The following is a 23,297-nucleotide window of genomic DNA, read 5'->3' as shown; positions in this document are numbered from 1 at the left end:
GCCGTCGATGCTTCACGAGCTATTTCGACCGTTGGCGCCGGGTGCGCGTCGTACATCAGCCATCGAAAACGGCAAAGCCAATATCGAACGCCAAGGTTCCGATATCCAACGCCGCCGCAAATTCTTCCATGTATCGTTCCGGCAATAGTCGCGCACCCATGCGGGTCCATCACTTGCCTGAAACACCTCATGAATCAATCAGCAGAATTCGATCCGTCCTCGCTCAAATCGCGTCTTGGTGTCGACATTGGCGGCACCTTCACGGACTTCGTGCTCGAAGCCGGCGCGCGCCGCTATACGCATAAACGCCTCACCACGCCCGACGCACCGGAGCGCGCAGTGTTCGAAGGCATCGCGCATCTGCTGCGCGAGACCGGCATGGCGGCCGGCAAGCTCGACGCGATCATCCACGGCACCACGCTTGCCACCAACGCGGTCATCGAGCGGCGCGGCGCGCGCACTGCGCTGCTTACCACCGAAGGTTTTCGCGATGTCATCGAAACCGGCTTCGAGGCGCGCGCCGATCACTACGATCTGCGCGTGCGGCAACCCGCACCGCTAATCGAGCGCGATTTGCGGTTCACGGTGGCGGGCCGCATGAGCGCGCAAGGCGAAGAATTGCAGCCACTCGATCTGGATGCGCTCGACAACATTGCGCGGTCGCTCGATGCTCGCGAGATAGAAAGCCTTGCGATCGGCTTCATGCATAGTTATCGCAATCCGCGTCACGAGCAGCAGGCCGCGCAGTGGCTCGCCGCGCGGCTGCCGCGCCTGTCGATCAGTCTGTCGTCCGATGTTTCGCCTGAAGTGCGGGAATTCGAGCGCTTCTCGACGACCGCCGTGAACGCCTACGTGCGTCCGCTGATGCACTCCTATCTGACGCGCCTCGCCGCCGCGCTAGCGAGCATGTCCATTCGCGCGCCGTTGCTGCTGATGACTTCCGACGGCAGTCTGTGCGATGTCGACACGGCGTGCCGGCTGCCGGTGCGCCTGCTCGAATCGGGGCCGGCGGGCGGCGCGTTGATGGCCGCGCACGTCAGCGAGTCGCTGGGTCTTTCGCAGGTGTTGTCGCTCGATATTGGCGGCACGACGGCAAAGCTGTGCTTCATCGACGAAGGCCGTCCGCACATGTCGCGCTCGCTCGAGGTGGCGCGGCTCTATCGCTTCAAACCGGGCAGTGGTATCCCGCTGCGTATCCCGGTGGTGGAACTGTGCGAGATAGGCGCGGGCGGCGGCTCGATTGCGCGCGTCGATACGCTGGGGCGCGTGCAGGTCGGCCCCGTTAGCGCCGGCTCGGTGCCGGGACCCGCATGCTATGGCCAGGGCGGCGAACGCGCCACGCTGACCGACGCGCACCTTTTCGCGGGCCGTCTCGATCCCGCCTGGTTCGCCGCGGGCACGCTTGTGCTCGATGCCGACGCCGCGCGCCGTGCACTCGAACTGGACATCGCCACGCCGCTAAAAGTGGACGCCGATGCCGCCGCCTACGCCGTTGCCGAAATCGCCGATGAGGCGATGGCCTGCGCCGCGCGCGAACATGCGATCGAACTGGGTAAATCCGTGGCCGGACGCACGCTGATCGCGTTCGGCGGTTCGGCGCCGCTACATGCGGCGCGGCTCGCCGAAAAGCTCGGCATCGACCGCGTCGTGATTCCCACTGCGGCGGGCGTGGGTTCGGCGTTTGGTTTTCTGCTCGCGCCGGTTGCTTTCGACGCGGTTCGCAGCCGTATCGAACCGCTCATGCAAGTCGATGTCGAGGCAGTGAATGCGCTGCTCGCCGCGCTGGAAGACGAGGCCGCGCTCATCGTCGGTAAGGTCGTGCCGCGGCATTCGTGTCGCGTCGAAGTAACGGTATCCATGCGCTATCGCGGGCAAGGCCACGAATTGCAGGTCGCGCTGCCCGCCGCGCGGCTCGATGGCGACGCGCACGCGATTCTGCGCGAGCGCTTCGAGGCCGCGTATCTGGCGCGTTTCGGACGCCTCGTGCCGCGTGCGCCGATCGAAATGCTCGGCTGGAGCGTGCGTCTGAGCGCGCCGCAGCGTGACGGGCGCGCGGCGTCGATCGACCACATCGCCGCGGCACCCGCTATCGCCGCCGAACCTATCGCGACCGCCGAACGCCTGGTGCTCGACCAGTCGCGACGTGAGCGCGTGACTTCGCGTTTCTATCGTCGCGACCATCTCGCGACCGGCGCGTTCGTGCGCGGCCCGGCTGTCATCGTCGATCGCGAGACAACCGTGATCGTGCCGCCCAATTTCGACGCGCGCGTGGATACGGGCGGCCATTTGCTGCTGGAGCGCCGCGCCACATTGAAGGAGAACGTATGAACGCACCGCACGATATCGGGCACGACACGCTCGATCCGATCCGTTTGCAGGTTGTCTGGAACCGGCTGATCGCCGTCGTGGAAGAACAGGCGCGGCTTCTGATGCGCACCGCGTTCAGTCCGACCGTGCGCGAAGCGGGTGATCTTTCTGCCGGCGTGTTCGACGCGCGCGCGCGTCTTGTCGCGCAGGCCGTGACAGGCACGCCAGGGCACGTCAATTCGATGGCGGCGGCGGTCGGGCATTTTCTGCAGGTGTTTCCGCTCGCCACGATGCGTCCCGGCGACCACTTCATCACCAACGATCCGTGGCTGGCGTCGGGCCATCTGCATGACGTGACGGTCGTCTCGCCGGTGTTTCGCGGCGAGCGCGTGATCGGTTTTTTCGCGTGCACCTGCCACCAGGTCGATATCGGCGGGATCGGGCAGGGGCCGGACGGGCGCTCGGTATTCGAGGAAGGTCTGTGCATTCCGCGTCTGCCGCTCGCGCGCGCGGGGGTGATCAATAGCGATCTCATCGAGATCATTCGCGCCAACGTACGCACGCCCGACGAAGTGGAAGGCGACATCCTGTCCTATGTCAGCGCGAACGAGGCGAGCGGTGCGCGGCTCGTGGCAATGCTCGACGAGTTCGGCGAGTCCGACATGGTGCGCGTGTCCGACGCGATCATCGAATGCTCGCGCGCGGCGATGCAACAGGCCATCGCGAAACTGCCCGAAGGACGCTATCCCTACGCCATGCGGATCGACGGCTTCGATACGCCGATCGATCTCGTCGCAACGCTCGACGTGCGCGGCGGCCGGGTTGGCGTCGACTTCGCGGGGACGTCGCCCGCCAGCCATCGCGGTATCAACGTGGTGCTGAACTACACGCGGGCGTATGCGGCTTTCGGGGTGCGCGCGGCGGTTGCGCCGGAAGTGCCGAACAACGCAGGTTCGCTCGAACCGCTCGACATCAGCGCGCCAGAAGGGTCGATCCTCAATGTGCAGCGGCCGTGGCCGGTGTGCGCGCGGCACATCATCGGCCAGTTCCTGCCGGACGTGGTATTCGGTGCGCTCGCCGGCGTGCTGCCGGACCGTGTGCCGGCCGAAGGCGCGTCGTGCGTCTGGGGCGCGCAACTGCGCGGCGGCGCGGCAGCGTGGATGGCGGCGGGCGAGGCGTTGCCGGATGCCGGCGCGCAAGACCAGCCGCGTGCGTTCGAAACGCTGTTTTTCAACAGCGGCGGGTCGGGTGCGCGGGCTGGCGACGACGGCATGTCGGGCACCGCGTTTCCCAGCGGCGTGCGGGCAATTGCCTGCGAGATCGTCGAATCGCTGTATCCGGTCGTGATCTGGCGCAAGGAGTTGCGCCCGGACAGCGGCGGTCCCGGACGCTGGCGCGGCGGCCTCGGGCAGCGCCTTGAAATCGCAAGCGTCGACGGCGCGCCGTTCCAGTTCTTCGGCATGTACGACCGCATCGTGCACGCGGCGCGCGGCCGGGATGGCGGCGGCGCCGGCGCGCCGGGCGCCGTCACGCTGGACGACGGCACGCCGATGGCCGCGATGGGGCTGCAGACCGTGCCGCGCGGGCGTCGCCTGTGCCTCGATCTGCCGGGCGGCGCAGGCATTGGAGCGGCGCACGAGCGCGAGCGCGAGGATGTCGCGCGCGATGTTCGGCTCGGCTACGTCAGCGAGTTCATCGCCGCCCACGCTTACGGCTTGGGCTGATACCCGGGGCCGATACCGCGCGCTGATACAGCGTGCCGAAAAATGCGCCGACGCGTTCAGTCGCGAGGACGCCTGGCAATCGGATGCTTAACGTAGGAAATCCGCTCTTTGTCGTATCGACGGGTGCGGTATGTCTCGCCCGCGCGTCGGACGAATATTGGCGGCGCGTGGCATGTGACTAGAATCGTCCGTACCTGTACGACGATGGAACCGCGCCGCGCGGCCGCTTTCATGGACCGATTCCCCACGCTTTCTGCGCCTTCGCTATCATCTGCTGTCACGCCCGTGCAAACGTCAGACGCATTAACCGAAGACGCGCGCAATGGACTGTTCCGCACCGCGCTCGCGCATGCGGGTGCGTCATTGAGCGAAGCATACCGCCGCCTGCGCGACGATCCGCGCAGTATCAGTGCGCCGGCAATGGGCCTGTATGGCCGCCGCGTGCCTGTGCCGGGCGACGCCGACGAAGGCGCGTGGAAGATGATCTCCATTCGCGACGAAATCTTCGTGGCGGTTTCCGAGTGCGAATACGCTCGCGCACGCACCGAATGCGTGCCGCCCGAGGGTTTCGTCGAGTTTCACTATCTGGTGGCCGGGCCCGCTCATGTGGGCGTGGATGGCGGTGACGACGCCGATTCCGTGCAGGTCGAGGCGCCTAACTTCATCCTCTGCTATCAGGGCGCGGGATTGCGCTATCAGATCACCTGTCCGCAGGGCCCACGCCGCGCGCTGGGTCTGTACGTGTCGTCGCGCTATTTCGCGCGGCTCATCGAGGCGCTCGGCGCGGAAGGCGAAGCGATTCGCGCGCGCCTTGCCGCCGTGCAGGACGACGAACTCTACAACCTCCAGATGCGCCTGACGATGGACGCGGTGCAGGCCATCGGACAACTGCTCGCGAGCCCGTACGAAGGCGTGCGCGAACTGCTGTTCGTCGAGGCCAAATGCACGGAGATTCTGTATGCGAGCGTGGGTGTGTGGATCGACAGTTTGCGGCATGGCGTGCAGGACGGTATTCTCTCGTCGCGCGATCTGATGCTGATGGAACGCGCGCGCATGATGATCGACGCCGATCTCCAGAAGAGCATGACCATTCCCGATCTCGCGCGTGCGGTCGGCACCAACGCGTCGAAACTCAAGCGCGCGTTCAAGTTCCTGCATGGTGTGACCGTGTTCGAATACAGCTTGCGCCGGCGCATGCAGGAGGCGCTGCGACTGCTGGTGGACGAACGGCAATCAGTGGGGCAGGTGGCGGCGGCAGTGGGTTATCAGCATCAGACGAGTTTCACGACCTCATTTCGCGACTTCTACGGCTTCGCGCCGAAAGACGCGCGGCAGTTACGCGGCGCGGACCGCGCTAACGCAGCCGGATAGTGTGCGACGGCGACTCGCCAAAGCGCTCCTTGTAGCTCTGCGCAAAACGTCCAAAGTGGGTAAAGCCGCAATCGAGCGCGATGGTCGCGATACGCACGCCGGCAGGCGTGGCGAGAATCGTTTCGCGGGCGCGTTCCAGCCGGATCTGCCGCAGATAATGCATCGGGCTGGTCTGACGGAAACGCATGAAGCCGTCGCATAACGTGCGTACCGGCACGCCAACCGCTTCGGCAAGATCGGCTAGCTGCAATGGCGAACCGAGCCGCGCGATCATTACGTCTTCAGCGCGGCGGACGAAACCCGGCGTGACGCCCGGGCGCGGCATGGAGATAGTGGGAGTGTCACGCTCGGCGGAACCCGCCGCGAGCAGATTGACCAGCAGTGATTCGACATGCGCACCCACGCGGGCATTGCCGCACGCGCTGGCGAGCAGATCCGGCGAACTGGCGATCAATTTCAACTGGTCTTGCCATGCGCGCATCGCGCCGCTCGTGAAGCGCACGAGCGCGCCGCCCGGTTCCGCGCCGAGCGTCGTCTTTTCCGGCAACGCGGCGGGATCGATACGCAACACGAGTTGCTCGCAATGGGGCGACAGTTTTGCGCTGAACGATTCGCCGGGCGCGCGAACCACGCCTTGCCGGTCGTTGACTTCAATGGTGCGGCCCGCCGCTTTCACTTCCGCACTGCCGGCAATGCAAAACATCAGCAGGTAATAGCCGTCCACCGCTTCGACATCGACATGCATGCCGCTGCCGAAGCCGATCGTGCCGATGCCGAGCCGGCCAATCTTGACGAAATCCATATGCGAGCGCCCGCTGCCGTCGCCGAACGGCGCGAGCGAATGAGGCTGCATCACGCGCGAAATGAGTTCGCGCGTCTCGTCCAGGTCTTTCGACTCGAACAGACGGTGATCGCGCAGCGCACGTGGACGGAAATCGGAGCGGGTCATGACGGCGAAAGGATAAAGCGCTGCGTTCCCGCCGCAACGGGTTTCGTTCAGAAAGCCGCCTGAATCGGACAGGCGGCGCGTGGACTGCCAGAAACGGATAGCGCCACTATTCTGGTTCTCCAAAAATAAGCCTGCAGCCGTCAAAAAAGCTGTGTGCAAACGACGGTCCCCTCAAACAGGCAGCACCCCAGCAATCTAGCGGAGTCATCAGCATGGAAATGGCCGAAACGCCCGTCCGCATTATCAGGAACATGGAGTCGGATCAGGTTGTGTTTCCGCACGACGATGGTTCGCGTGTCCCCTACAAGGTGTTCAGCTCGCAAGCGGTGTACGAGCGCGAGCAGGAGCGCATTTATCGCGGTCCGACGTGGAATTTCGTTGCGCTCGAAGCGGAAATTCCAAAGCCGGGCGACTTCAAGAGCACTTTCGTGGGCGATACGCCGGTGGTCGTTACACGCGTGGAAGACGGATCGATCGCGGCGTGGGTGAACCGCTGCGCGCATCGTGGCGCTTCCGTATGCCGCAAGGCACGCGGCAACGCCACCTCGCATACCTGCGTGTATCACCAGTGGAGCTTCGACAACAGCGGAAATCTGCTCGGTGTGCCTTTCCGCCGCGGACAGAAAGGCATGAGCGGTATGCCCGCCGACTTCGATCCGAAGAATCACAGCCTGCGCAAACTGCGGGTGGACAGCTATCGTGGGGTGGTGTTCGCGACCTTCAGCGAAGAGGTCGCGCCGTTGCCCGACTATCTCGGCGCGGAAATGCGCCCGTGGATCGACCGTATTTTTCACAAGCCGATCGAATATCTCGGCTGCACGCGGCAGTATTCGAAATCGAACTGGAAGCTGTACTTCGAGAACGTGAAGGACCCGTATCACGCGAGCATGCTGCATCTGTTCCATACGACCTTCAACATTTTCCGCGTCGGCATGAAGGCGCGTTCGATTCCGGACGCCACGCATGGCCTGCATAGCATCATCACGGTCACGAAAACGGACGAAGACACCTCGGCGGCATACAAGCAGCAGAATATCCGGTCGATGGACGAAGGCTTCTCGCTCGAAGACGATACCGTGCTCGGTCATATCCCGGAGTACGAGGAAAACACGACCAATCACATTCAACCGATTTTTCCGCAGCTCGTGATCCAGCAGATTCACAACACACTGGTCGCGCGCCAGTTGTTGCCGAAGGGACCGAACAATTTCGAACTGATCTTCCATTTTTTCGGCTACACGGACGACACGCCGGAGCTGCGCGCGCTACGCATCAAGCAGGCGAATCTCGTGGGACCGGCAGGCTATATCTCGATGGAAGACACAGAGGCGACCGAGCTGGTCCAGCGCGGAACGATTCGCGACGGCGACGCGAGCTCGGTAATTGAAATGTCGCGCGGCAATCCGGACCAGCAGGACACGGTGATTACCGAAAGCCTGATTCGCCGCTTCTGGGTCGGTTATCAGCAATTGATGGGCTATTGATCAGGGGACGCACATGGAAGCGATGAAGCTGTGGTTCGAATTGCACATGCTGCAGAACCAGTACATCGGCAATCTCGACAACGGCCGGCTCGAAGCATGGCCGACCTTGTTCACCGAAGACTGCACGTACGAAATCGTGCCGAAGGAAAACGCCGACATGGGTTTGCCTATCGGCATCATTCACTGCACGAACCAGCGCATGCTGCGCGACCGCGTGGTGTCGCTGCGTAATGCGAATATCTTCGAGGAGCATACGTATCGTCACATGACCTCGGGCCTGACGATCGTGGGCGAGAAAGACGGTGTGATCGAAACGGAAAGCAGCTACGTCGTCGTGCAAACGCGCGCCAATGGCGAGTCCGATGTGTACCAGGCGGGCAAGTATTACGACCGTGTCGTGCGTACGCCGGACGGTCTGCGTTATCGGAGCAAGCGCGTGGTGTACGACACGTTGCGTGTGCAGACGCTGCTCGCCACGCCGATCTGAAAGAGGGCCTATGGAACAGACACTCGATAACTGGCAACCCATCGGCACGCTCGACGATTTCGCCGAGGGCGAACCCGCAGCCATTATCGCCGGCGACCGGAAAATCGCGGTTTTCCGGCTCGGCGACGAAGTATTTGCGCTGAACGATCTATGTTCGCACGGCCATGCGCGACTCTCGGATGGCTACGTGGAAGACGGCTGTGTGGAATGTCCGCTGCATCAGGGGTTGATCGACATTCGCACCGGCGCGCCCCGTTGCGCGCCTGTTACGGAGCCGGTACGTGCTTTCCCGATTCGCATTGTCGATTCGCGGGTTGAGATTCATGTCGACTGACCGGCATGTGATCGTCGGCGCGGGCCACGCCGCGCGGCGCGCCGCCGAAACGCTGCGCGAGCGCGATCCGGGCGCGCGGATCGTGATGATCGGCGCGGAACCCCACGCGCCTTACGATCGTCCGGTGCTTTCGAAAGACGCCCTGCTCGCGGAAGGCGGCGAACAGAAGGCGTTCATTCGCGGGCTTGAATGGTACGCTGCGCACGGCATCGAATTGCGGCTCGGAACTACCGTCGAGTCGATCGACCGTACGCGTAACCAAGTACGTTTGCATGACGGCAGTTCGATCGGCTATGACAGGCTGTTGCTCGCAACCGGGTCGCGCGTGCGTGAGTTTGCCGGTCCGATGGACGAGCGAGTGCGGCTTTACTACGTGCGTACGCTGGCCGATTCGCTGGCGTTGCGCGCCGCGCTCGCGCCCGGCAGAAAGGTCGCGATTCTGGGCGGCGGTTTCATTGGACTGGAAGTGGCCGCGGCGGTCACTCAGGTGGGTTGCGAAGCAACGGTGATCGAGCCCGCGGCCACGTTGCTGCAGCGCTCGCTGCCGCCGGCGGCTTCACGCTTCGTGGCATCGCTTCATGCGCGGCGCGGCGTAACGCTCAGACTCGGCGAAACGCCGTTGCGTATCGGTTACGAGAATCGCCGTGCGCTGATCGAAACGGATCGCGGAACACTCGCCGCGGATCTCGTCGTCGTGGGGATTGGCGTGTTGCCCAATGTCGAACTGGCGCGCGAAGCGGGCTTGCAGGTGGATAACGGCATCGTGGTCGACGCGCAGTGCCGCACATCCGACCCGCGCATTTTCGCGGCAGGTGAAGTGACGATGCATTTCAATCCGCTGCTGGGTCGTCAGGCACGTATCGAATCGTGGCAGGTCGCCGAAAATCAGCCGGTGATCGCGGCAGCCAACATGCTCGGCGATACCCAGGAATACGCCGAGTGGCCGTGGCTTTGGTCCGATCAGTTCGATTGCAATATCCAGTCGCTTGGCATGATCGACGCGTCGCACACGTTGATCGAGCGCGGCGATGCGCATAACGGCCCGTTTTGTGTGCTCGCGCTCGACGCGGGCCGGCGCCTGCGCGCGGTTGTCGCGATCAACGCGGGTCGGGAGATGGGCGCCTGCAAGCGGCTCGTGGCATCTGGCAAGGTACTCGACCCCGCGCTGCTTGCCGATACCGCCGTAGCACTGCGATCGTTGCTCTGATGCAGGCAGTGCGAGTCGCGCTTGCACTGCTTTAACGCCTGTCTACGAGGCGGCCTGGAACCGCCGCGGCCTCAAACCCGATTGAAACCATTCGATCATCGTCACGATATCGAACACCGGCACACCGAACCGTTCGCTGATCAATGCCGAGTAGGGCGCGAAATTGCTGCATTCGCTGACAATGGCGCCCGTTTCCGGATGCGCCCGCAACAGGCGCCCGGCGCATTCGAGGAGATCCTCGGCCTGCTCGTCGAAATCCACCAGTGGCGCATTCTCCAGATTGTTGCGGAAGAAACGGCTGTCTTCGCGTAACCCGGCTATGGGCAGATCAGTCGGCGCGTTCGCGGCCAGCAGATGACGCGGCGTGAGCGAAGCGGCACGCGCCGTGAGGATGCCCACGCGTTGGCGTCGCGGCAGCAGCAACGCAACCGACGCAATCTGTAATAACGCGGAAGTGGCCACCGGCACGGCGCAGCGCTCGGTCAACGCCTGCTGGAATGCCACGAGAAAGCCACAACTCGTCGTGACGCCGTCCACGCCGAGATCGACGAGTTGCTGCGCCGCTTCGACAAAGCGTTCGATGAGCGGCACCGCGGCCTTCGCATCGCCGCTCGTGGCCGCCATGACCTGTGGACCGGTCACGCCTGTCATGAGACCGTATTGCACGGGGAACGGCCACGTTGCACCGTGTCCGATGTCGCCCGGCAAGCGCTGAAAGCCGGTGTCGAGCATCAGGATGCCGATGCTCACGCCGTGGATCGTGCGGCGGCGCGCACGCAACGCCCGTGCTTCGGAGCCGGCCGGTACATCGGGGAGCGAGTGTGCGGTCATGATCAATTGACGAAGCAATTGCACGCGTCGAGCGAGGCGGGAACCGGCAGGCCGAGAGACGCCATCTTGCGGCGATTGATCAGTTCCTTGTAGTCGGCGGGTACGGCGCGATATACGGGCATTGCCGACGGCTTCACGCCCTTGAGCATCTGCAATGCCATGTCGGCGGCGTGCGCGCCCTGCGATTCGTAAGAAGGGGCATACGCGACGGCGATGATGTCGCCTTTGCGGATCAGTTCGTGTTCTGCGCTGAGAATCGGTACATGCATGTGGTCGGTAACCGAGGCGACCGCCGGCAGCGACGACTGGATCAGGCTGGAGCCGATTGCATAGAAGAAATCGATGCCTTGCAGCGTGCCGGCGCGTTGCGGCACATCGACGGTGGAATCGGCGGAGGTCGCGATCATTTCGAGGCCGGACTTCGCGGCGGCTTCTTTCAGGCTCGCGATGGCGGCGACGTCGTTGACTTCGCCCGCGTTATACAGCACGCCGAATTTTCTGGCCTTGGGGAACACCTTCTTTGCGAAGTCGAGCACGGCGTTGTAATCAGTGATGCTCGACGTGCCGTTGATGCGGCTGCTGCCGTGCTGCCAGTCAGGCACGATGCCGGCCTTGACCGGGTCCGTGACCTGCGAGAACACGAGCGGTGTGTCGAGATTGCCGACGTTGCGCACAGCGGCCTGGGCAACCGGTGTCGTGACGGTCAGGATTACCGAAGGATGCTGCGCGACGATCTGCGCAAGCGTCTGCGGGATCAGGCTGGGTGTGAAGTTGGCGTCGCTATAGACGTAGCGCACGTTTTTGTTTTCGACGTAGCCGTTAGCCTGCATTTCGTCCTTGAAGCCCTGGATCGTACGCGAGAGCGCAGGGTGCGGCCCGAAGTTCGCGATGCCCACGACGATCGGCGCGGGGGACGCAGCCTGCGCGTGACTCGTCGCGGGCATGAGGTTGCCAAAGCCGATCGCCGCCGATAGCAACGCGGCCGTCATACTGCGGCGTCCGCTGATCTGTCGAACACACGCGCTGAGCAGTTTCATAACGTATTTGCCTGAGAAAAAGTGGGAGAAGAGAAATGGGCAAGCCAGTGATGCCGTTGCGCCGTCATGACAGGCTCATTCTGGTCGAGCCGTTTTTCGCCGCCCACACCGCCAAAATAAACAGTTCCGAAAGCCTAACAATTCAAGCCTCTGGCGACGTCCAGCCACCCGCAACGCCGTGTGATGATCATAAAGACGCCATGTTGCTGCGGCGCCGCACAAGCGCACAAGCGGGCGCGTTGACAACGTTTTATGAGGCCGCGCTCTAGTGAAGCGATTCAGAATTGAAGGAAAACGGGTCTAACTATTTTGAGGTCATTGTCACTGGTTTGTGCCGTTCCTAGTCTTCGCTCTGGCAACCGCGTTGCCGTACCGACGCGTTCAACATGCTACGAACGGATATTCCCGCAAACCAACGATCCCTCTACGGACCTTCGAGATGAAACGTATCTGCACTACGGCGCTGCTTTTTTCCCTTGCGGCTGCCGCACACGCGCAAAGTTCGCCGGGCTCAGGCGTCACGCTGTATGGCGTGGTGATGTCAGGCCTGATTTACTCCAACAATTCGCTCAAAGGTGCGTCGATCGGCACCGCGAACGGACCCAGCCGCTGGGGCTTCAAGGGCGTCGAGGACCTGGGCGGCGGCACGAAGACGGTCTTCGTGCTCGAAGGCGGCTTCAACCCGAACACCGGCACTGCGGCGCAGGGCAGCCGCGAGTTCGGGCGCCAGGCCTTCGTGGGGCTGACCGACGGCCGTTACGGCACGCTGACCTTCGGCCGCCAGTACGACCTTACGCAGGACTGGCTCGCGCAGTATTCTTCGCCGCTGATGTGGAACGGCTACACGGCGACCGTCGGCGACAACAACAACTTCAACTATCAGTTCCGCACCAATAACGCGGTGAAGTACTTGTCGCCCTCGTATCGCGGCTTGCAGGCCGGGTTGATGTACAGCTTTGGCGGCGTAGCCGGCAGCTTCGGCAACCAGAGTGCAGTGGGCTTCGGCGTGAACTACGCACAAGGCCCGCTCAAGCTTTCGGCCGCATACATGCGTATGAATCACCCGGCTTCGGCCGCCAGCGAAGGCTTGTGGACCACGGCCTCGTTCGCGTCGATCTCGCCCAATTCGCCGGCGGTCTCGTATGCGATCGCGCCTTCGAGCATGGAAATCTACGGCGCGGGTGGCCAGTATGCCTTCACCAAAGACACGTTCGCGGGCATCGTCGTCACGCATAGCCGGTACGACGATCTCGGCGTCGCGCAACTGGGTCTCGCGCACGGCCGCGCCAGTTACACCAACGTCGAAGCGAACGTGAGCCATTATTTCGCGCCCGATTATCAGGCTGCGATCGACTACACCTACACCACCGGCTCGATCCAGCCGACCGACTTCAAGCCGCAATATCACCAGGTCTCGCTGATCAACAACTACTTCCTGTCGAAGCGGACGGCGCTGTACCTGGACGGTATCTTTCAACTGGCGGCCGGCGACGCGCAACACGCCAATATTGAATATGCAAGCGGTTCGGGCGGTGCTTCGTCGACCAAGCGCCAGGTGTCGATTACCGCTGGTATTTATCATCGGTTCTAATGTCGGTGAGTGGCGGCAGCGGGTCATCGTGTCAGGTGATGCCGCTGCGCGCAGGCAGCACGCACGAAAAAAGCAGGCATCACGCGAAGCGGGCGCGCGCTGTGTCACGAAAAAGGAGTTGCATTTCATATGAGTCGCGAGCACACAGCAGGTGCAGTGGATCCATCAGCAGCAACAAGGGCCGGCGCGAGCGCGGACGGTAATGTCGACCGGGTCAGCGGCGCCCGGATCGTTGCGGAAGTGCTTGGCGCCTACGGTGTGCTCGCGGTTACGTTCATTCCGGGTGAAGGCATTCTCGAAATCGTCGATGCACTTGCGGTCCACGCGCCGCAGATCGCGCTCGCCAGTTTTCGACACGAGGCGGGCATGACTTACGCGGCCCAGGCGATCGGCCAGTTGAGCGGCCAACCGGGAGTCTGTCTGGCCGCGCGCGCGCCGGGCGCGCTGAATACGGCGCTGGCGGTCCACACGGCTTTTACGGATAGCGCGCCGATGATCCTGATCGTCGGCCAGGCGAGCCAGGCAATCTCCGGCCGCGAGGCGATGCTCAATGTCGACGACTACCAACGCGTGTTCGGTCCGCTCGCCAAGTGGGTCGGCGTGATCGACGCGCCCGGGCGCATCGGCGAGATGTTCGCGCGCGCATGGCACGTAGCGATGAGCGGGCGGCGCGGACCGGTCGTGCTGGTCATGCCGGAGGACGTTGCACAGGCTCACGCGCGGCTCTCCATTCCCGCGCTGCCGCAGTTGCCCGCGCCGTCCATCGCGCGCACCGACCTCGACCGTTTGCGCGGCATGCTGCAGGCGGCGCGTCGCCCGATGATCATTGCGGGCGGCACCGGTTGGCAGCGTGCTTCGCTGGAAGCGCTCGCCGCGCTTGCTCGCCAGCATGTCGTGCCGGTGGCGACGACCTACCGTCGTCGCGATCTGATCGATCACGACGATGCCGTGTTCGTCGGTGAAATCGGCATTGGGATCGATCCTTCGCTGGGGAAACGCGTGGGCGAAGCCGATCTGCTGATCGTGCTGAACGGCCGGCTCGGCGAACTCAACACGCTGGGTGAAGGATTCAAGGGTTATGCGCTGATCGAACCCGACGCGACGCAGCGCGGCAACGCTCAGCGTCTCGTACACATCCACGCCGACGCGAGCGAACTGAACGCGGTCTATCAGGCAGACCTTGCATTGCTCGCGCAAGCCAATGCGGCGGTCGACGCGTGGCAGGAGGCAAGCGCAACAGGCGCAACGTGGGCTGACGCCGAAGCGCTCGATGCACGTCGCCAGTGGATGAGCGTGCTGCGCGCCGAGCGTCTTGCATTCGTGACGGGCGGACGCTGTGAAGGCCCGCTCGATCTGCGCGCCGTCTACGCCACGCTCGACGCCGCGCTGGAGGACGACGCCGTCGTGACCTCGGGCGCGGGCGCTTATGCGATCTGGCCGCAACGCTATCTGACGCACCGTCGGCCGGGTACGCAACTGGGTCCGAAAAGCGGCGCGATGGGCTATGGGCTTGCTGCCGCGATCGGCGCAGCGTTGGTGCTGGAGCCGGGCCGGCAGATCGTCGCCATTGCCGGCGACGGCTGCCTGATGATGCACGCGGAAGAACTCGAAACGGCGGTGCGGCTGGGCACCTCGCTGCTCGTGCTGGTAGTGAACAACCGCGCGTATGGTGCAATCGATGGAGCGCAGCGCCGGCTTTTCGGGCGTACGGTGGGCACCGAGCTGGGCAACATCGATTTCGCTGCGTTTGCCAGTGCGTTCGGCGTGAAGAGCTGGGTGGTCGATGAAACGGCGGCTTTCGCACCCGCGCTGGATCAGGCGCTTGCGGCGTCCGGGGTCAGGCTGATTGAATTGCGTGTTCCGCGCTCGGTGGGTAAGCCGCTCGCGTGAGGCACCGCCGCGAGCTGAGGTCGATAAGCGCCGTTCGAAACGGCTTTTTAAAGTATTTTCCCTGGCAGTCCCATGAAAGCAATGGAAATATCTGTATCGGACCGCGGTGCGTCTGGCGCTTCGGCGCCGTTGCGCAATCGAGGCGCATGGCAAAGCGCGCGGAACGACACAACGGACTCATCCCGCAGAAAAGAAAGCGTGATCGTCGTTGGCTCCGGCATTGCCGGTTTGACGGCGGCCTACCGCCTGCATCAGGCCGGCATACAGGTGACCGTGCTCGAAGCGAGTGACGTGGTGGGCGGACGCATGGGCGACCGGCGCGTGGGCGATATTGCGTTCAATAGCGGCGCGCGTCTCGTGTATCCGTTCGGCGGCGCATTTAACCGGCTGATCGCGGACCTTTCGCTTCACGACGCGCTGATTCCGCTGCGTCATCTGACGGCTCAGTGCGTTTCGCCTGGCGGCAGCCACACCATCGAACTCATGCCTTCGTTCCGCTCGTTGGCCACGCCCGGTCTGCCGATGCGCGAGCGCTTCGCGCTGGTGGGCCATGCGCTCAGAATGCGAGCGCAGCGCAGCCGTGTCGATCCGGATTGGGCGATGAGTGCCATCGCCGACGACCCTGCCGCCGATCAGCAAACTCTCGCGGAATACGTGCGCGATGCAATCGGACCGCAGGCGCTCTCGAGCATGGTCGAACCGGTGTTCCGCTCGACCCGCAGCTTCAATCCCGAAACCCTGTCCGCCCTGTTCTACCGGTCAACCGTGCCGCATCTGATCGGCGAAGATACCGTATTCACGTTGAAGGGCGGCATGGGCTGCGTGTGTGAGGCGCTGGCCGCGCAGCTCGATGTGCGTACGAATGCGCTCGTGGCATCGATCGAGGCCACGCAGGGTGCCGAGGCTGATGAGCGCCTCGACGCGACGCGCGGCCAGCGATTTGCGGTGACGCTGCGCGACGGCGCGGTGCTGACGGCGGACCACGTCGTGTGTGCGACGGAAGGCTCGCTCGCTGGCACGCTCGTCCGCAATCCGCAGCGCGAGGAGCGTGAGATGCTCCAGGCGGTGCGCTACAACGCGCTCGGTGTCGTCCACTATGGTTTTTCGCGGCCGCTCCCGCCGACGTTGCAGTTTGCGTCGCGTGGCGCGTCCAGCCGGATTTCGACGTTCCAGCAGTTGCCCGCCGCGCCCGCCAGCGGGCGACCGCTTACGCAGATCTACTGTCAACTGACGCCCGAAGCCGCGCAGGAGGCCGAACGGCGCGGGCTGACCGACAACCTCGATGCGCTGCTGCGCGACGAACTGCGCGCGCGGATTCCCGATTTCGACCGCCATGTGAGCGCGGTCGTGAATCAGTGGATTCCCCGCAAGCTGCCGGTGTTCGCGCCGGGCTATGGCGAGCGGCTACAGGCGTTCTGGCGCTGGCAGGAGGGCGCCGTGCGCGACGCGGACCGCCCGGTCGTCTACTGCGGCGACTGGACTTCTCAGGCGCTGCTGACGGGCGCTTGCGCGAGCGGCGAGCGCGCGGCCCGGATCGTACTGTCGCGCATCCGGAATTAGGCAAAACGGACCAACTTTTAGCGAAACGGCATAAGCGGAGCGCGAAATAAATTCGCCCGCGGGTTCAATGCTACAAATTCGCTACCTCATTTACGCTACGGAAATCTGCAATGAAGGGTTCAACCAGTACCGCCCGACGCCAGCCGGTAGCCCAGCGCGCCATTCTTGCCGCGATCGCCGGTATTGCCGGTATTGCCGCGCTGGCCAGCCTTGTCGCCGCACCGGCCGCATTGGCCGCATTGGCCGCGGCGACCTCCACGCTTGCGCAGCCGGGCACGCCGACGACTATCGGCATTGCCAATCTCGGGCCGCACCCGTCGCTTGCCATGACGATTCAGGGCTTCAAGGACGAAATGGCCCACGAAGGCTACGTGGAAGGCAGGAACGTGAATTACGCCTACAGCGATGCCAACTTCACGCAGGCGCTGATGCCGCAAATGTTCTCGCAAATCCTGACGAAGAATCCAGCGCTGATCCTTACCGTGACCACCTCGGTTTCCCAGGTGGCGCGCTCGGCGGTGAGCAACCCGGCCATTCCGCTCGTCTTCACCGAAGTCACCGATCCCGTTGCCGCCGGCCTGACGCCTGACTGGCAGCACGGCAGCGACCGCTTCAACGGCTCGTCGGATTTGCAGGACTTCGACGCCGTGCTGGCTTTCGCGAAGAAACTGCTGCCCGGCGTCAAATCGTTCGGCACGCTATACAACCCCGGCGAAGCGAACGACGTGGTCACGACGCACGCGCTTGCAGCCGCCGCGAAGCGCGCCGGCCTCGAATTCAAGCCGGTCAGCGTGGACAGCGTGAACGACATCACGCAACGCGCGCAGATGCTCAGCGGCGTGGGCTTCGTCTACATCACCGGATCGAATCTCGTGCAGTCGGCGATTCCGGCCGTGGCCGCCAGCATGCAGCGCATGAAGGTGCCCGTGATCAGTTCGGAAACCGAAGCGATCAAGAAGGGTATGGCAACGGCTTCGTACGCGGTCTCGCTGCAATCGGTGGGTGCGAATGCGGCACGCGTGGCCGTGCGCGTGCTGAAGGGCGAAAAGACCAGCGCGATGCCGGTGATGCTGCCCGGCAGGAGCGATTACGTCACGCAGATCAGCCGCAGCCAGTTTGCGAAAATCGGCCTGACGGTGCCCAGATCTTTTGAGGATTGCAAATGCTTCATCGACTGAAAGACCATCCGCCAGCCAAGGTGACGACCATGCGCGAGAAGCACATACCGATGCTGTCGGTGGAACAGATCAGCAAGACCTTTCATCCGGGCACCGTGGACGAGCGAATCGCGTTGACCGATGTTTCGCTCAAGCTCCAGGGCGGCGATTTCGCCGTGGTCGTGGGCGGCAATGGCGCGGGGAAATCCACCTTTCTCAACATGCTTGCCGGTGAAGTGATACCCGACTCCGGCGTGATCGCCATCGACGGCAAGGAGATTACGACGCTGCCCACGCACCAGCGCGCGAAGTACATTTCGCGTGTGTTTCAGGATCCGTCCATTGGCACGGCCACCGCGCTGAGTCTCGAGGAAAATCTGGCGGTCGCCAATCTGCGCGGGCTCAAACGCGGCTTCGGGCGCGGTCTGACGCGAGTTCAGTCCGAAGCATTCCGCGAGCGGATGGCGTCATTCGACCTGGGCCTGGAAAAGCGCATGAAGGCCAAGGCGTCGCTGCTCTCGGGCGGACAGCGCCAGGCGCTCTCGCTGCTGATGGCAGTGCTTCAGCGTCCGCAATTGCTGCTGCTCGACGAGCACACGGCGGCGCTCGATCCGCGCACGGCGGCCATCGTGATGCGCGTTACCGAACAGGTGGTGCGCGAAGCCGGACTCACCACGTTGATGGTGACGCACAACATGCAGCACGCGCTCGACTACGGCAACCGCCTCGTGATGATGCGCGACGGGCGCATTGTCGGCGATCTGACGGGCGACGCGAAACGCGCCATGACTATGGAAAAGCTCATGGCAACCTTCAACGAAGAGCCAGCAATGGCACGCACGGTGAACGCATGAATCTGATCAGTGGTTTTATCGGCCTGGTACCGGTCGGCATGATGCAGGGATTGACGTATGCGTTGATCGCCGTGGCGATCATGATTCCGTTCCGCATTCTCAACTTCTCGGACATGACCGGCGAAGGCGCGTTTCCGTTCGGCGCCTGCGTATGCGCGAAGCTGCTCATGGTCGGCTTCAATCCGGTGATGGCGCTGCTTGGCGGCGCGTTAGCGGGTTTTGTCGCGGGTGTGCTCACGGGCTACATTCACGAGAAGGCCAGGATCAATACGCTGCTGTGCGGCATTCTGGTGTTGTCGATGCTGTATTCGGTCAATATCCGCGTGATGGGTCAACCGAACTCGGCGCTGTTCGCTTATTCCAGCGTGTTTTCATGGCTGCCCGAAGCCGGTGGCGGTTATTTGCCGCGCATTCTCATGCTGACGGTGATCGACGCGGTGATCGGCGTGGGCGTTTTGTGGTTCCTCGGCACGCAGCACGGTCTCGCCATGCGGGCAATCGGATCCAGTCCTTCGATGGCTAAAGCCCAGGGCATCAACGTGAAGGTGTACACGTTGGTTGGTCTGGGTCTCGCCAACCTGTTCGCCGCGCTCGGTGGCGCGATGCTCGCACAAAATCAGGGTTTCGCCGACGTGAATATGGGCTTTGGCGTGCTCGTCAACGGACTCGCCGCGCTGCTGCTCGGCGAAGCAGTGGTCGGCAACCGTTCGATGCTGCGCCAGGTGCTCGCGCCGATTCTCGGCTCGATCATCTACTTTCAGCTCATCTCGATCGTGCTCGCCATCGGCTTCCAGCCGTCGGACCTGAAACTCGTCACGGCGCTTTTCGTGCTCGTCACGCTGCTTTCCATGGCCGCTCGCAAGAAGCGCGGCGGCAACAACAGGAAGGCTTCGACGGTTGCCGCGAGGGCCTAGTTTTATGGGCGGGATTCGTCACGCTTTCACGACGTAATGCAAAAGGCCCGGAACCTGGTTCCGGGCCTTTTGCATAGATGCCCGGCTTGGGCACGAGTGCATGCTTTTACCCCTCACCGTGATTCGAGCGACGCCGCAAGCCCCTGCCAGCGTGCATACGGTTTGTCCGACGCAATGCCCAACTGATCGAGCACCCGCATCACCGTGTACCCGACCATTGCGTCGATGCTGTCGGGCCTCGCGTAGAACGCGGGCATCGGCGGCATGACGAGCGCGCCCATCTCGGTCGCAAGCGTCATGTTGCGTAGATGCGCGAGCGTCAGCGGCGTTTCGCGTGCGAGCAGCACGAGCTTGCGGCGCTCCTTTAACGTGACACTCGCCGCGCGCGCGACGAGGTTGTCGTCGAAGCCATGCGCGACAGCTGCCAGGGTTTTCATCGAACACGGTGCGATCACCATGCCGTCGTGCTGGAACGAACCGCTTGCAATGCTTGCGCCCACTTCGTTCTGATCGTGGTAAACGTCGGCAGCGTCGCGCAGCGCGGCACGGTCGACATGCGTTTCGTCGGCGAGGGTCATCCATCCCGCACGCGATACCACCAGATGCGTGATCACGCCGCCTTCGCGCAGCGCCTGCAGAAGCCGCACGCCGTAGATCGCGCCGGTCGCACCTGTGATCGCGACGACGACGCGGCGCTGCCGTTCGCCCCTATCGCCGTCATGAGCGGCCATGCGCGCGTTCATGGCGCGGTCCGCGAAAAATGCGGCAGATAGTCGTCGAGTACGATCTGCTGCACGCCGGGAATCGACTTGCGCTCGAATTCGGCTTCACGTCCCCACGGCTTGGTTGCGTCGAGTGCGAGGCGGCCCCAATGGTCCTTGTGCGCGTCGCGGTAGAAACCCGGCACGTCGTGCAGCACCATCGTGCGGGTGTCGGCGCGGCCTCGCGTGAGAAAAGCCCAGATGACCTCGTCCATGTTGTAGATATCGACGTCTTTATCCACCACGATGACGAGTTTGTTGTAATCGAGGTGCGAGCCAAGCGCGGCGAGCAACGCATGCTGCGCATGTCCTTCGTATTGCTTGTCGAGCTTGATGACCGTGTTCATCACCGTAGGGCGGCAACTCACGTCGAGCACGCCGCGCACCTGGCCCGAAATCGCCTTGTAGATGCGCGCTGCGGTGGCCGCTTCGAGCGGACGCAGATCTTCGTCGGAGCCGCAAATCAGGCCCTGATAGACGGCGCCTTCGCGCCAGCCGACGTGCGTGACTTCGAACACGTGATTGTCGCCGACCTCGACGTAATAGCCCATGAATTCACCGAACGGTCCTTCCGGACGCTTCACGTCAGGCAGGATGCGGCCTTCGATGACGATCTCCGCCGACACGGGCACATCGATATCGACCGTGAAAGCAGGGCGCACGGCAATGGGGCCGCCGCGCATCGTTGCGGCCAGCGCCAGTTCGTCGGCGTCTGGCGGCAGCGACACGCAGGCGCTCATGAATATCTCGGGATCGGCGCCGAGCAGAATGACGGCTTCCAGTGCCTCGCCGCGTGCTTCCGCGCGCAACTGGAATTGCGCAAGGTCGTGGCTGCTGCCAAGACGGATGCGCAACTCGTCGTCCGAGACCACCATCGAGCGATGGAACGACAGGTTGCTGCGCCCGGTATCGGGATCTTTCGCGAGAAAGACGCCCGCGGTGATGTACGGCGCGCCATCGCGCTCATGATGGGTCAGGATCGGCAGGTCGGAGAGTTTGCCGGTGATCCAGTCCTCACGCGGTGCGACGCGTTCAACGGGCGTATCGATCTGGGCCGCGAGCGAAATCTCGCGCGTGAGACGCGCGCAGAACGTTTCGTCCTCTTCACAGCGAATGATTTCGCGCAGACGGTCGTGATCGGTATAGAGGTTGAGCAGCACGGGCAAGCGGCTGCCGCGGACGTTTTCGAACAGCACAGGCCGCGTTGTCTCCTGTTGCAGGCGGCGCGCAACGGCGGTGACTTCGTGGCGCGGATCGACTTCGCGAGTCACGGTCAGTAGTTCGCCGCGTGCGCGCAGCCGGGAAAGGTAATGTCTCATGGTTGGGCGGATCTCATCGGTGATAGCACGTCGCGGCCAATGCCGCATGTCGGCTGCATGTCGGCTACTTATACCGTCACCAAATGAGGGGCACGTGAGCGATCGGGACGTCGATCTAGGCAAAACGGTTTTTATGTGCGCGTCGTCTCATTGCGCGTCCGACGTGGGGAACGCACCAGGGGCGGGCTTTTTTTTGTGGGGCAATAATAGGGCGGTCTGCGATGCGGTTGATCGCGTAGTCAGTTAGCCAGCTTCCCTGCTTCTGGAGTCCGATATGTCGACGCTTTCAGGAACGCCCGCGGGTGTGCCCCCAGGTCTTTTTCGTACTTCGCTTGCTGGCCCGCAATCGCGACTCACCGAAGCGTTCGACGCGCTACGTATGCGTCCGGACTGCATCAGCGTGCGGGAGTTCGGCCTCTACGGCGCGGTGGTGCCGGTGCCGGGTGACGCGGAAGAGGGCGTTTGGCGCATGGCGAGCATTCGTGACGAGATCTTCATTGTGGTCTCGGATTGCAACTATGCGCATAGCCGCTCGGAAAGCGTGCTGCCCGAGTCGTTTGTCGAGTTTCACTTTTCGCTATCCGGCCCGGCGAGCGTCGATTTCTCCGACACCGGCAATCTCCAGGTGAACTCGCCGAATCTGCTGGTGTGCCGGCAAGGCGCCGACGTGCGCTATCAGGTCACGTGCGGGCCGGGTCCGTGGCAGTCGGTCGGACTTTACGTGACGCAGCGATACTTCGACCGGCTGCTGCGTTCGCTTGGCGGCGAAGCGGATCGCATCCGTGCGGAGCTGGCTGCAATCGGCTTCGATCAGATCTATAACCGCCAGATGCCGTTCAGCGTCGAAGCGCTGCATATTGCCGAGCAGTTGCTTGCGTCGCCGTATCGCGGTGCCCGGCAGATGCTGTATCTCGAAGGCAAGTGCACGGAAATCCTGTGCGCGTGCATCGAAATGTGGCTCGCGCATCTGAACGCCGACAAACCCGGCGAGACGCTTTCGGCGCGCGACCTGCGGCTCATCGAGAAGGCGCGCGAAATGATCGTCGGGGATTTGCGGCACGCGCCCACCATTCCGGAACTGGCTCGCATCGTGGGCACGAATGCGTCGAAGCTCAAGCGCGGTTTCAAGTTTCTCTACGGCATGACGATCTTCGATTATGGGCATCGCTGCCGGATGAATCATGCGCTGCATCTGCTGGTGGACGAGCGCCAGCCGGTAGGGCAGGTGGCGCTGGCGGTGGGTTATCAGCATCAGACGAGTTTTACCGCGGCGTTTCGCGACTACTTCGGTTTTGCACCCAAAGACGCGCGCCGTCTTGCAAGCCCGCTTGCTCATAGTGCGGCCGCCGCGACGAATACCATTGCACAAGGCGGCAGTGAGCGTGTGCGCGAACTGGCGCGGCAAGCCGCTGGCCAACCTGCGGACCAACCCGCCAACGAAATCGCGGACAAAGCGGCGCCCGAGCAACGTTGAGGCGCGATCTGCATTTGCGTGACGCACTTTGATTTAGGAATTCGGC

Annotated in this window: 20 protein-coding genes; 15 read left to right on the top strand and 5 right to left on the bottom strand. The window is 63.3% G+C overall.

Annotated features, from left to right (window positions below):
• Positions 1–189: 189 nt before the first annotated feature.
• The 3 genes from BXE_RS31460 to BXE_RS31450 all read left to right on the top strand — a co-directional run bounded on the left by BXE_RS31460 (position 190) and on the right by BXE_RS31450 (position 5,402).
• Entirely contained in the window at positions 190–2,328 is a 2,139-nt protein-coding gene (locus tag BXE_RS31460; protein WP_011492165.1) for a hydantoinase/oxoprolinase family protein, read from the top strand.
• Positions 2,325–4,031 carry a hydantoinase B/oxoprolinase family protein gene (locus tag BXE_RS31455; RefSeq protein ID WP_011492164.1) on the top strand — a complete coding sequence of 569 codons (1,707 nt, stop codon included), beginning with the start codon at positions 2,325–2,327 and terminating at the stop codon, positions 4,029–4,031. Before BXE_RS31460 ends, BXE_RS31455 begins: the two co-directional genes overlap by 4 nt.
• 285 nt (positions 4,032–4,316) lie before the next feature.
• Entirely contained in the window at positions 4,317–5,402 is a 1,086-nt protein-coding gene (locus tag BXE_RS31450) for a helix-turn-helix transcriptional regulator (protein WP_040125279.1), read from the top strand.
• On the opposite strand, the gene andR is transcribed toward BXE_RS31450, so the two are convergent.
• Positions 5,386–6,351 carry an anthranilate 1,2-dioxygenase regulatory protein AndR gene (andR, locus tag BXE_RS31445; RefSeq protein WP_011492162.1) on the bottom strand — a complete coding sequence of 322 codons (966 nt, stop codon included), beginning with the start codon at positions 6,349–6,351 and terminating at the stop codon, positions 5,386–5,388. The genes BXE_RS31450 and andR overlap by 17 nt on opposite strands.
• A gap of 212 nt (positions 6,352–6,563) precedes the next feature.
• On the opposite strand from andR, the gene andAc reads away from it, so the two are divergent.
• Genes andAc through andAa form a run of 4 tightly spaced genes read left to right on the top strand, consistent with a single transcriptional unit; the run spans position 6,564 to position 9,863 of the window.
• The gene (gene andAc / locus BXE_RS31440) at positions 6,564–7,835 is read left to right on the top strand and encodes an anthranilate 1,2-dioxygenase large subunit AndAc (RefSeq protein WP_011492161.1); all 1,272 of its coding nucleotides are present in this window, start codon (positions 6,564–6,566) and stop codon (positions 7,833–7,835) included.
• A 13-nt stretch (positions 7,836–7,848) separates the two neighbouring features.
• Entirely contained in the window at positions 7,849–8,322 is a 474-nt protein-coding gene (gene andAd, locus BXE_RS31435; RefSeq protein WP_011492160.1) for an anthranilate 1,2-dioxygenase small subunit AndAd, read from the top strand.
• 10 nt (positions 8,323–8,332) lie between these two features.
• Positions 8,333–8,656 (top strand): anthranilate 1,2-dioxygenase ferredoxin subunit AndAb, encoded by a 324-nt coding sequence (gene andAb / locus BXE_RS31430; RefSeq protein WP_011492159.1) that lies wholly within the window; start codon positions 8,333–8,335, stop codon positions 8,654–8,656.
• Complete coding sequence (andAa, locus tag BXE_RS31425; RefSeq protein ID WP_011492158.1) at positions 8,646–9,863, top strand: anthranilate 1,2-dioxygenase system ferredoxin--NAD(+) reductase; 1,218 nt, start codon at positions 8,646–8,648, stop codon at positions 9,861–9,863. The genes andAb and andAa overlap by 11 nt, the downstream gene beginning before the upstream one ends.
• Positions 9,864–9,905: 42 nt before the next feature.
• Here the strand turns inward: andAa and BXE_RS31420 are convergent, their stop codons facing one another.
• On the bottom strand, positions 9,906–10,694 hold the full coding sequence (locus tag BXE_RS31420) for an aspartate/glutamate racemase family protein (protein WP_011492157.1): 789 nt from the start codon (positions 10,692–10,694) through the stop codon (positions 9,906–9,908).
• Positions 10,695–10,696: 2 nt separating this feature from the next.
• A complete protein-coding gene (locus tag BXE_RS31415; protein WP_011492156.1) occupies positions 10,697–11,731 on the bottom strand; it encodes an ABC transporter substrate-binding protein in 1,035 nt (344 codons plus the stop codon).
• Between the two features lie 35 nt (positions 11,732–11,766).
• Here BXE_RS31415 and BXE_RS31410 point away from each other — a divergent pair, with 35 nt between their 5' ends.
• The 7 genes from BXE_RS31410 (at position 11,767) to BXE_RS31380 (ending at position 19,697) form a co-directional block, all read left to right on the top strand.
• Positions 11,767–12,000 (top strand): hypothetical protein, encoded by a 234-nt coding sequence (locus BXE_RS31410; RefSeq protein WP_040124616.1) that lies wholly within the window; start codon positions 11,767–11,769, stop codon positions 11,998–12,000.
• A 170-nt stretch (positions 12,001–12,170) separates the two neighbouring features.
• Positions 12,171–13,322, top strand: coding sequence for a porin (locus tag BXE_RS31405; protein ID WP_011492155.1), 1,152 nt, complete (start codon positions 12,171–12,173; stop codon positions 13,320–13,322).
• 129 nt (positions 13,323–13,451) lie between these two features.
• Complete coding sequence (locus BXE_RS31400) at positions 13,452–15,212, top strand: thiamine pyrophosphate-dependent enzyme (protein WP_011492154.1); 1,761 nt, start codon at positions 13,452–13,454, stop codon at positions 15,210–15,212.
• Positions 15,213–15,410: 198 nt separating this feature from the next.
• Positions 15,411–16,772 carry a protoporphyrinogen/coproporphyrinogen oxidase gene (locus BXE_RS31395; protein WP_233518948.1) on the top strand — a complete coding sequence of 454 codons (1,362 nt, stop codon included), beginning with the start codon at positions 15,411–15,413 and terminating at the stop codon, positions 16,770–16,772.
• 110 nt (positions 16,773–16,882) lie between these two features.
• Positions 16,883–17,950, top strand: coding sequence for an ABC transporter substrate-binding protein (locus BXE_RS31390; protein ID WP_011492152.1), 1,068 nt, complete (start codon positions 16,883–16,885; stop codon positions 17,948–17,950).
• A gap of 50 nt (positions 17,951–18,000) precedes the next feature.
• Positions 18,001–18,783, top strand: coding sequence for an ABC transporter ATP-binding protein (locus BXE_RS31385; protein WP_040125286.1), 783 nt, complete (start codon positions 18,001–18,003; stop codon positions 18,781–18,783).
• The gene (locus BXE_RS31380) at positions 18,780–19,697 is read left to right on the top strand and encodes an ABC transporter permease (RefSeq protein WP_011492150.1); all 918 of its coding nucleotides are present in this window, start codon (positions 18,780–18,782) and stop codon (positions 19,695–19,697) included. The genes BXE_RS31385 and BXE_RS31380 overlap by 4 nt, the downstream gene beginning before the upstream one ends.
• A 113-nt stretch (positions 19,698–19,810) precedes the next feature.
• Here the strand turns inward: BXE_RS31380 and BXE_RS31375 are convergent, their stop codons facing one another.
• Together BXE_RS31375 and BXE_RS31370 are read right to left on the bottom strand one after the other, a co-directional pair.
• A complete protein-coding gene (locus BXE_RS31375) occupies positions 19,811–20,440 on the bottom strand; it encodes a UbiX family flavin prenyltransferase (RefSeq protein ID WP_011492149.1) in 630 nt (209 codons plus the stop codon).
• Positions 20,437–21,777: a UbiD family decarboxylase gene (locus tag BXE_RS31370; RefSeq protein ID WP_040124620.1), complete on the bottom strand. Its 1,341-nt coding sequence runs from the start codon at positions 21,775–21,777 to the stop codon at positions 20,437–20,439. Before BXE_RS31370 ends, BXE_RS31375 begins: the two co-directional genes overlap by 4 nt.
• 274 nt (positions 21,778–22,051) lie before the next feature.
• On the opposite strand from BXE_RS31370, the gene BXE_RS31365 reads away from it, so the two are divergent.
• A complete protein-coding gene (locus tag BXE_RS31365; protein ID WP_011492147.1) occupies positions 22,052–23,251 on the top strand; it encodes a helix-turn-helix transcriptional regulator in 1,200 nt (399 codons plus the stop codon).
• Positions 23,252–23,297: the final 46 nt, after the last annotated feature.

This window comes from Paraburkholderia xenovorans LB400 (genome assembly GCF_000013645.1).
Classification (GTDB): domain Bacteria; phylum Pseudomonadota; class Gammaproteobacteria; order Burkholderiales; family Burkholderiaceae; genus Paraburkholderia; species Paraburkholderia xenovorans.
This window is presented reverse-complemented; position numbering and strand designations above follow the sequence as displayed.

Bases quoted from the DNA above. Each gene is read 5' to 3' on its own strand.
- BXE_RS31370 (WP_040124620.1), bottom strand. From the start codon at position 21,777: ATGAGACATTACCTTTCCCGGCTGCGCGCACGCGGCGAACTACTGACC.
- BXE_RS31375 (WP_011492149.1), bottom strand. From the start codon at position 20,440: ATGAACGCGCGCATGGCCGCTCATGACGGCGATAGGGGCGAACGGCAG.
- BXE_RS31410 (WP_040124616.1), top strand. From the start codon at position 11,767: ATGGGCAAGCCAGTGATGCCGTTGCGCCGTCATGACAGGCTCATTCTG.
- BXE_RS31405 (WP_011492155.1), top strand. From the start codon at position 12,171: ATGAAACGTATCTGCACTACGGCGCTGCTTTTTTCCCTTGCGGCTGCC.
- BXE_RS31400 (WP_011492154.1), top strand. From the start codon at position 13,452: ATGAGTCGCGAGCACACAGCAGGTGCAGTGGATCCATCAGCAGCAACA.
- BXE_RS31415 (WP_011492156.1), bottom strand. From the start codon at position 11,731: ATGAAACTGCTCAGCGCGTGTGTTCGACAGATCAGCGGACGCCGCAGT.
- BXE_RS31365 (WP_011492147.1), top strand. From the start codon at position 22,052: ATGTCGACGCTTTCAGGAACGCCCGCGGGTGTGCCCCCAGGTCTTTTT.
- andAa (WP_011492158.1), top strand. From the start codon at position 8,646: ATGTCGACTGACCGGCATGTGATCGTCGGCGCGGGCCACGCCGCGCGG.
- BXE_RS31385 (WP_040125286.1), top strand. From the start codon at position 18,001: ATGCTGTCGGTGGAACAGATCAGCAAGACCTTTCATCCGGGCACCGTG.
- andR (WP_011492162.1), bottom strand. From the start codon at position 6,351: ATGACCCGCTCCGATTTCCGTCCACGTGCGCTGCGCGATCACCGTCTG.
- BXE_RS31420 (WP_011492157.1), bottom strand. From the start codon at position 10,694: ATGACCGCACACTCGCTCCCCGATGTACCGGCCGGCTCCGAAGCACGG.
- BXE_RS31380 (WP_011492150.1), top strand. From the start codon at position 18,780: ATGAATCTGATCAGTGGTTTTATCGGCCTGGTACCGGTCGGCATGATG.
- andAc (WP_011492161.1), top strand. From the start codon at position 6,564: ATGGAAATGGCCGAAACGCCCGTCCGCATTATCAGGAACATGGAGTCG.
- andAd (WP_011492160.1), top strand. From the start codon at position 7,849: ATGGAAGCGATGAAGCTGTGGTTCGAATTGCACATGCTGCAGAACCAG.
- andAb (WP_011492159.1), top strand. From the start codon at position 8,333: ATGGAACAGACACTCGATAACTGGCAACCCATCGGCACGCTCGACGAT.
- BXE_RS31390 (WP_011492152.1), top strand. From the start codon at position 16,883: ATGAAGGGTTCAACCAGTACCGCCCGACGCCAGCCGGTAGCCCAGCGC.
- BXE_RS31460 (WP_011492165.1), top strand. From the start codon at position 190: ATGAATCAATCAGCAGAATTCGATCCGTCCTCGCTCAAATCGCGTCTT.
- BXE_RS31455 (WP_011492164.1), top strand. From the start codon at position 2,325: ATGAACGCACCGCACGATATCGGGCACGACACGCTCGATCCGATCCGT.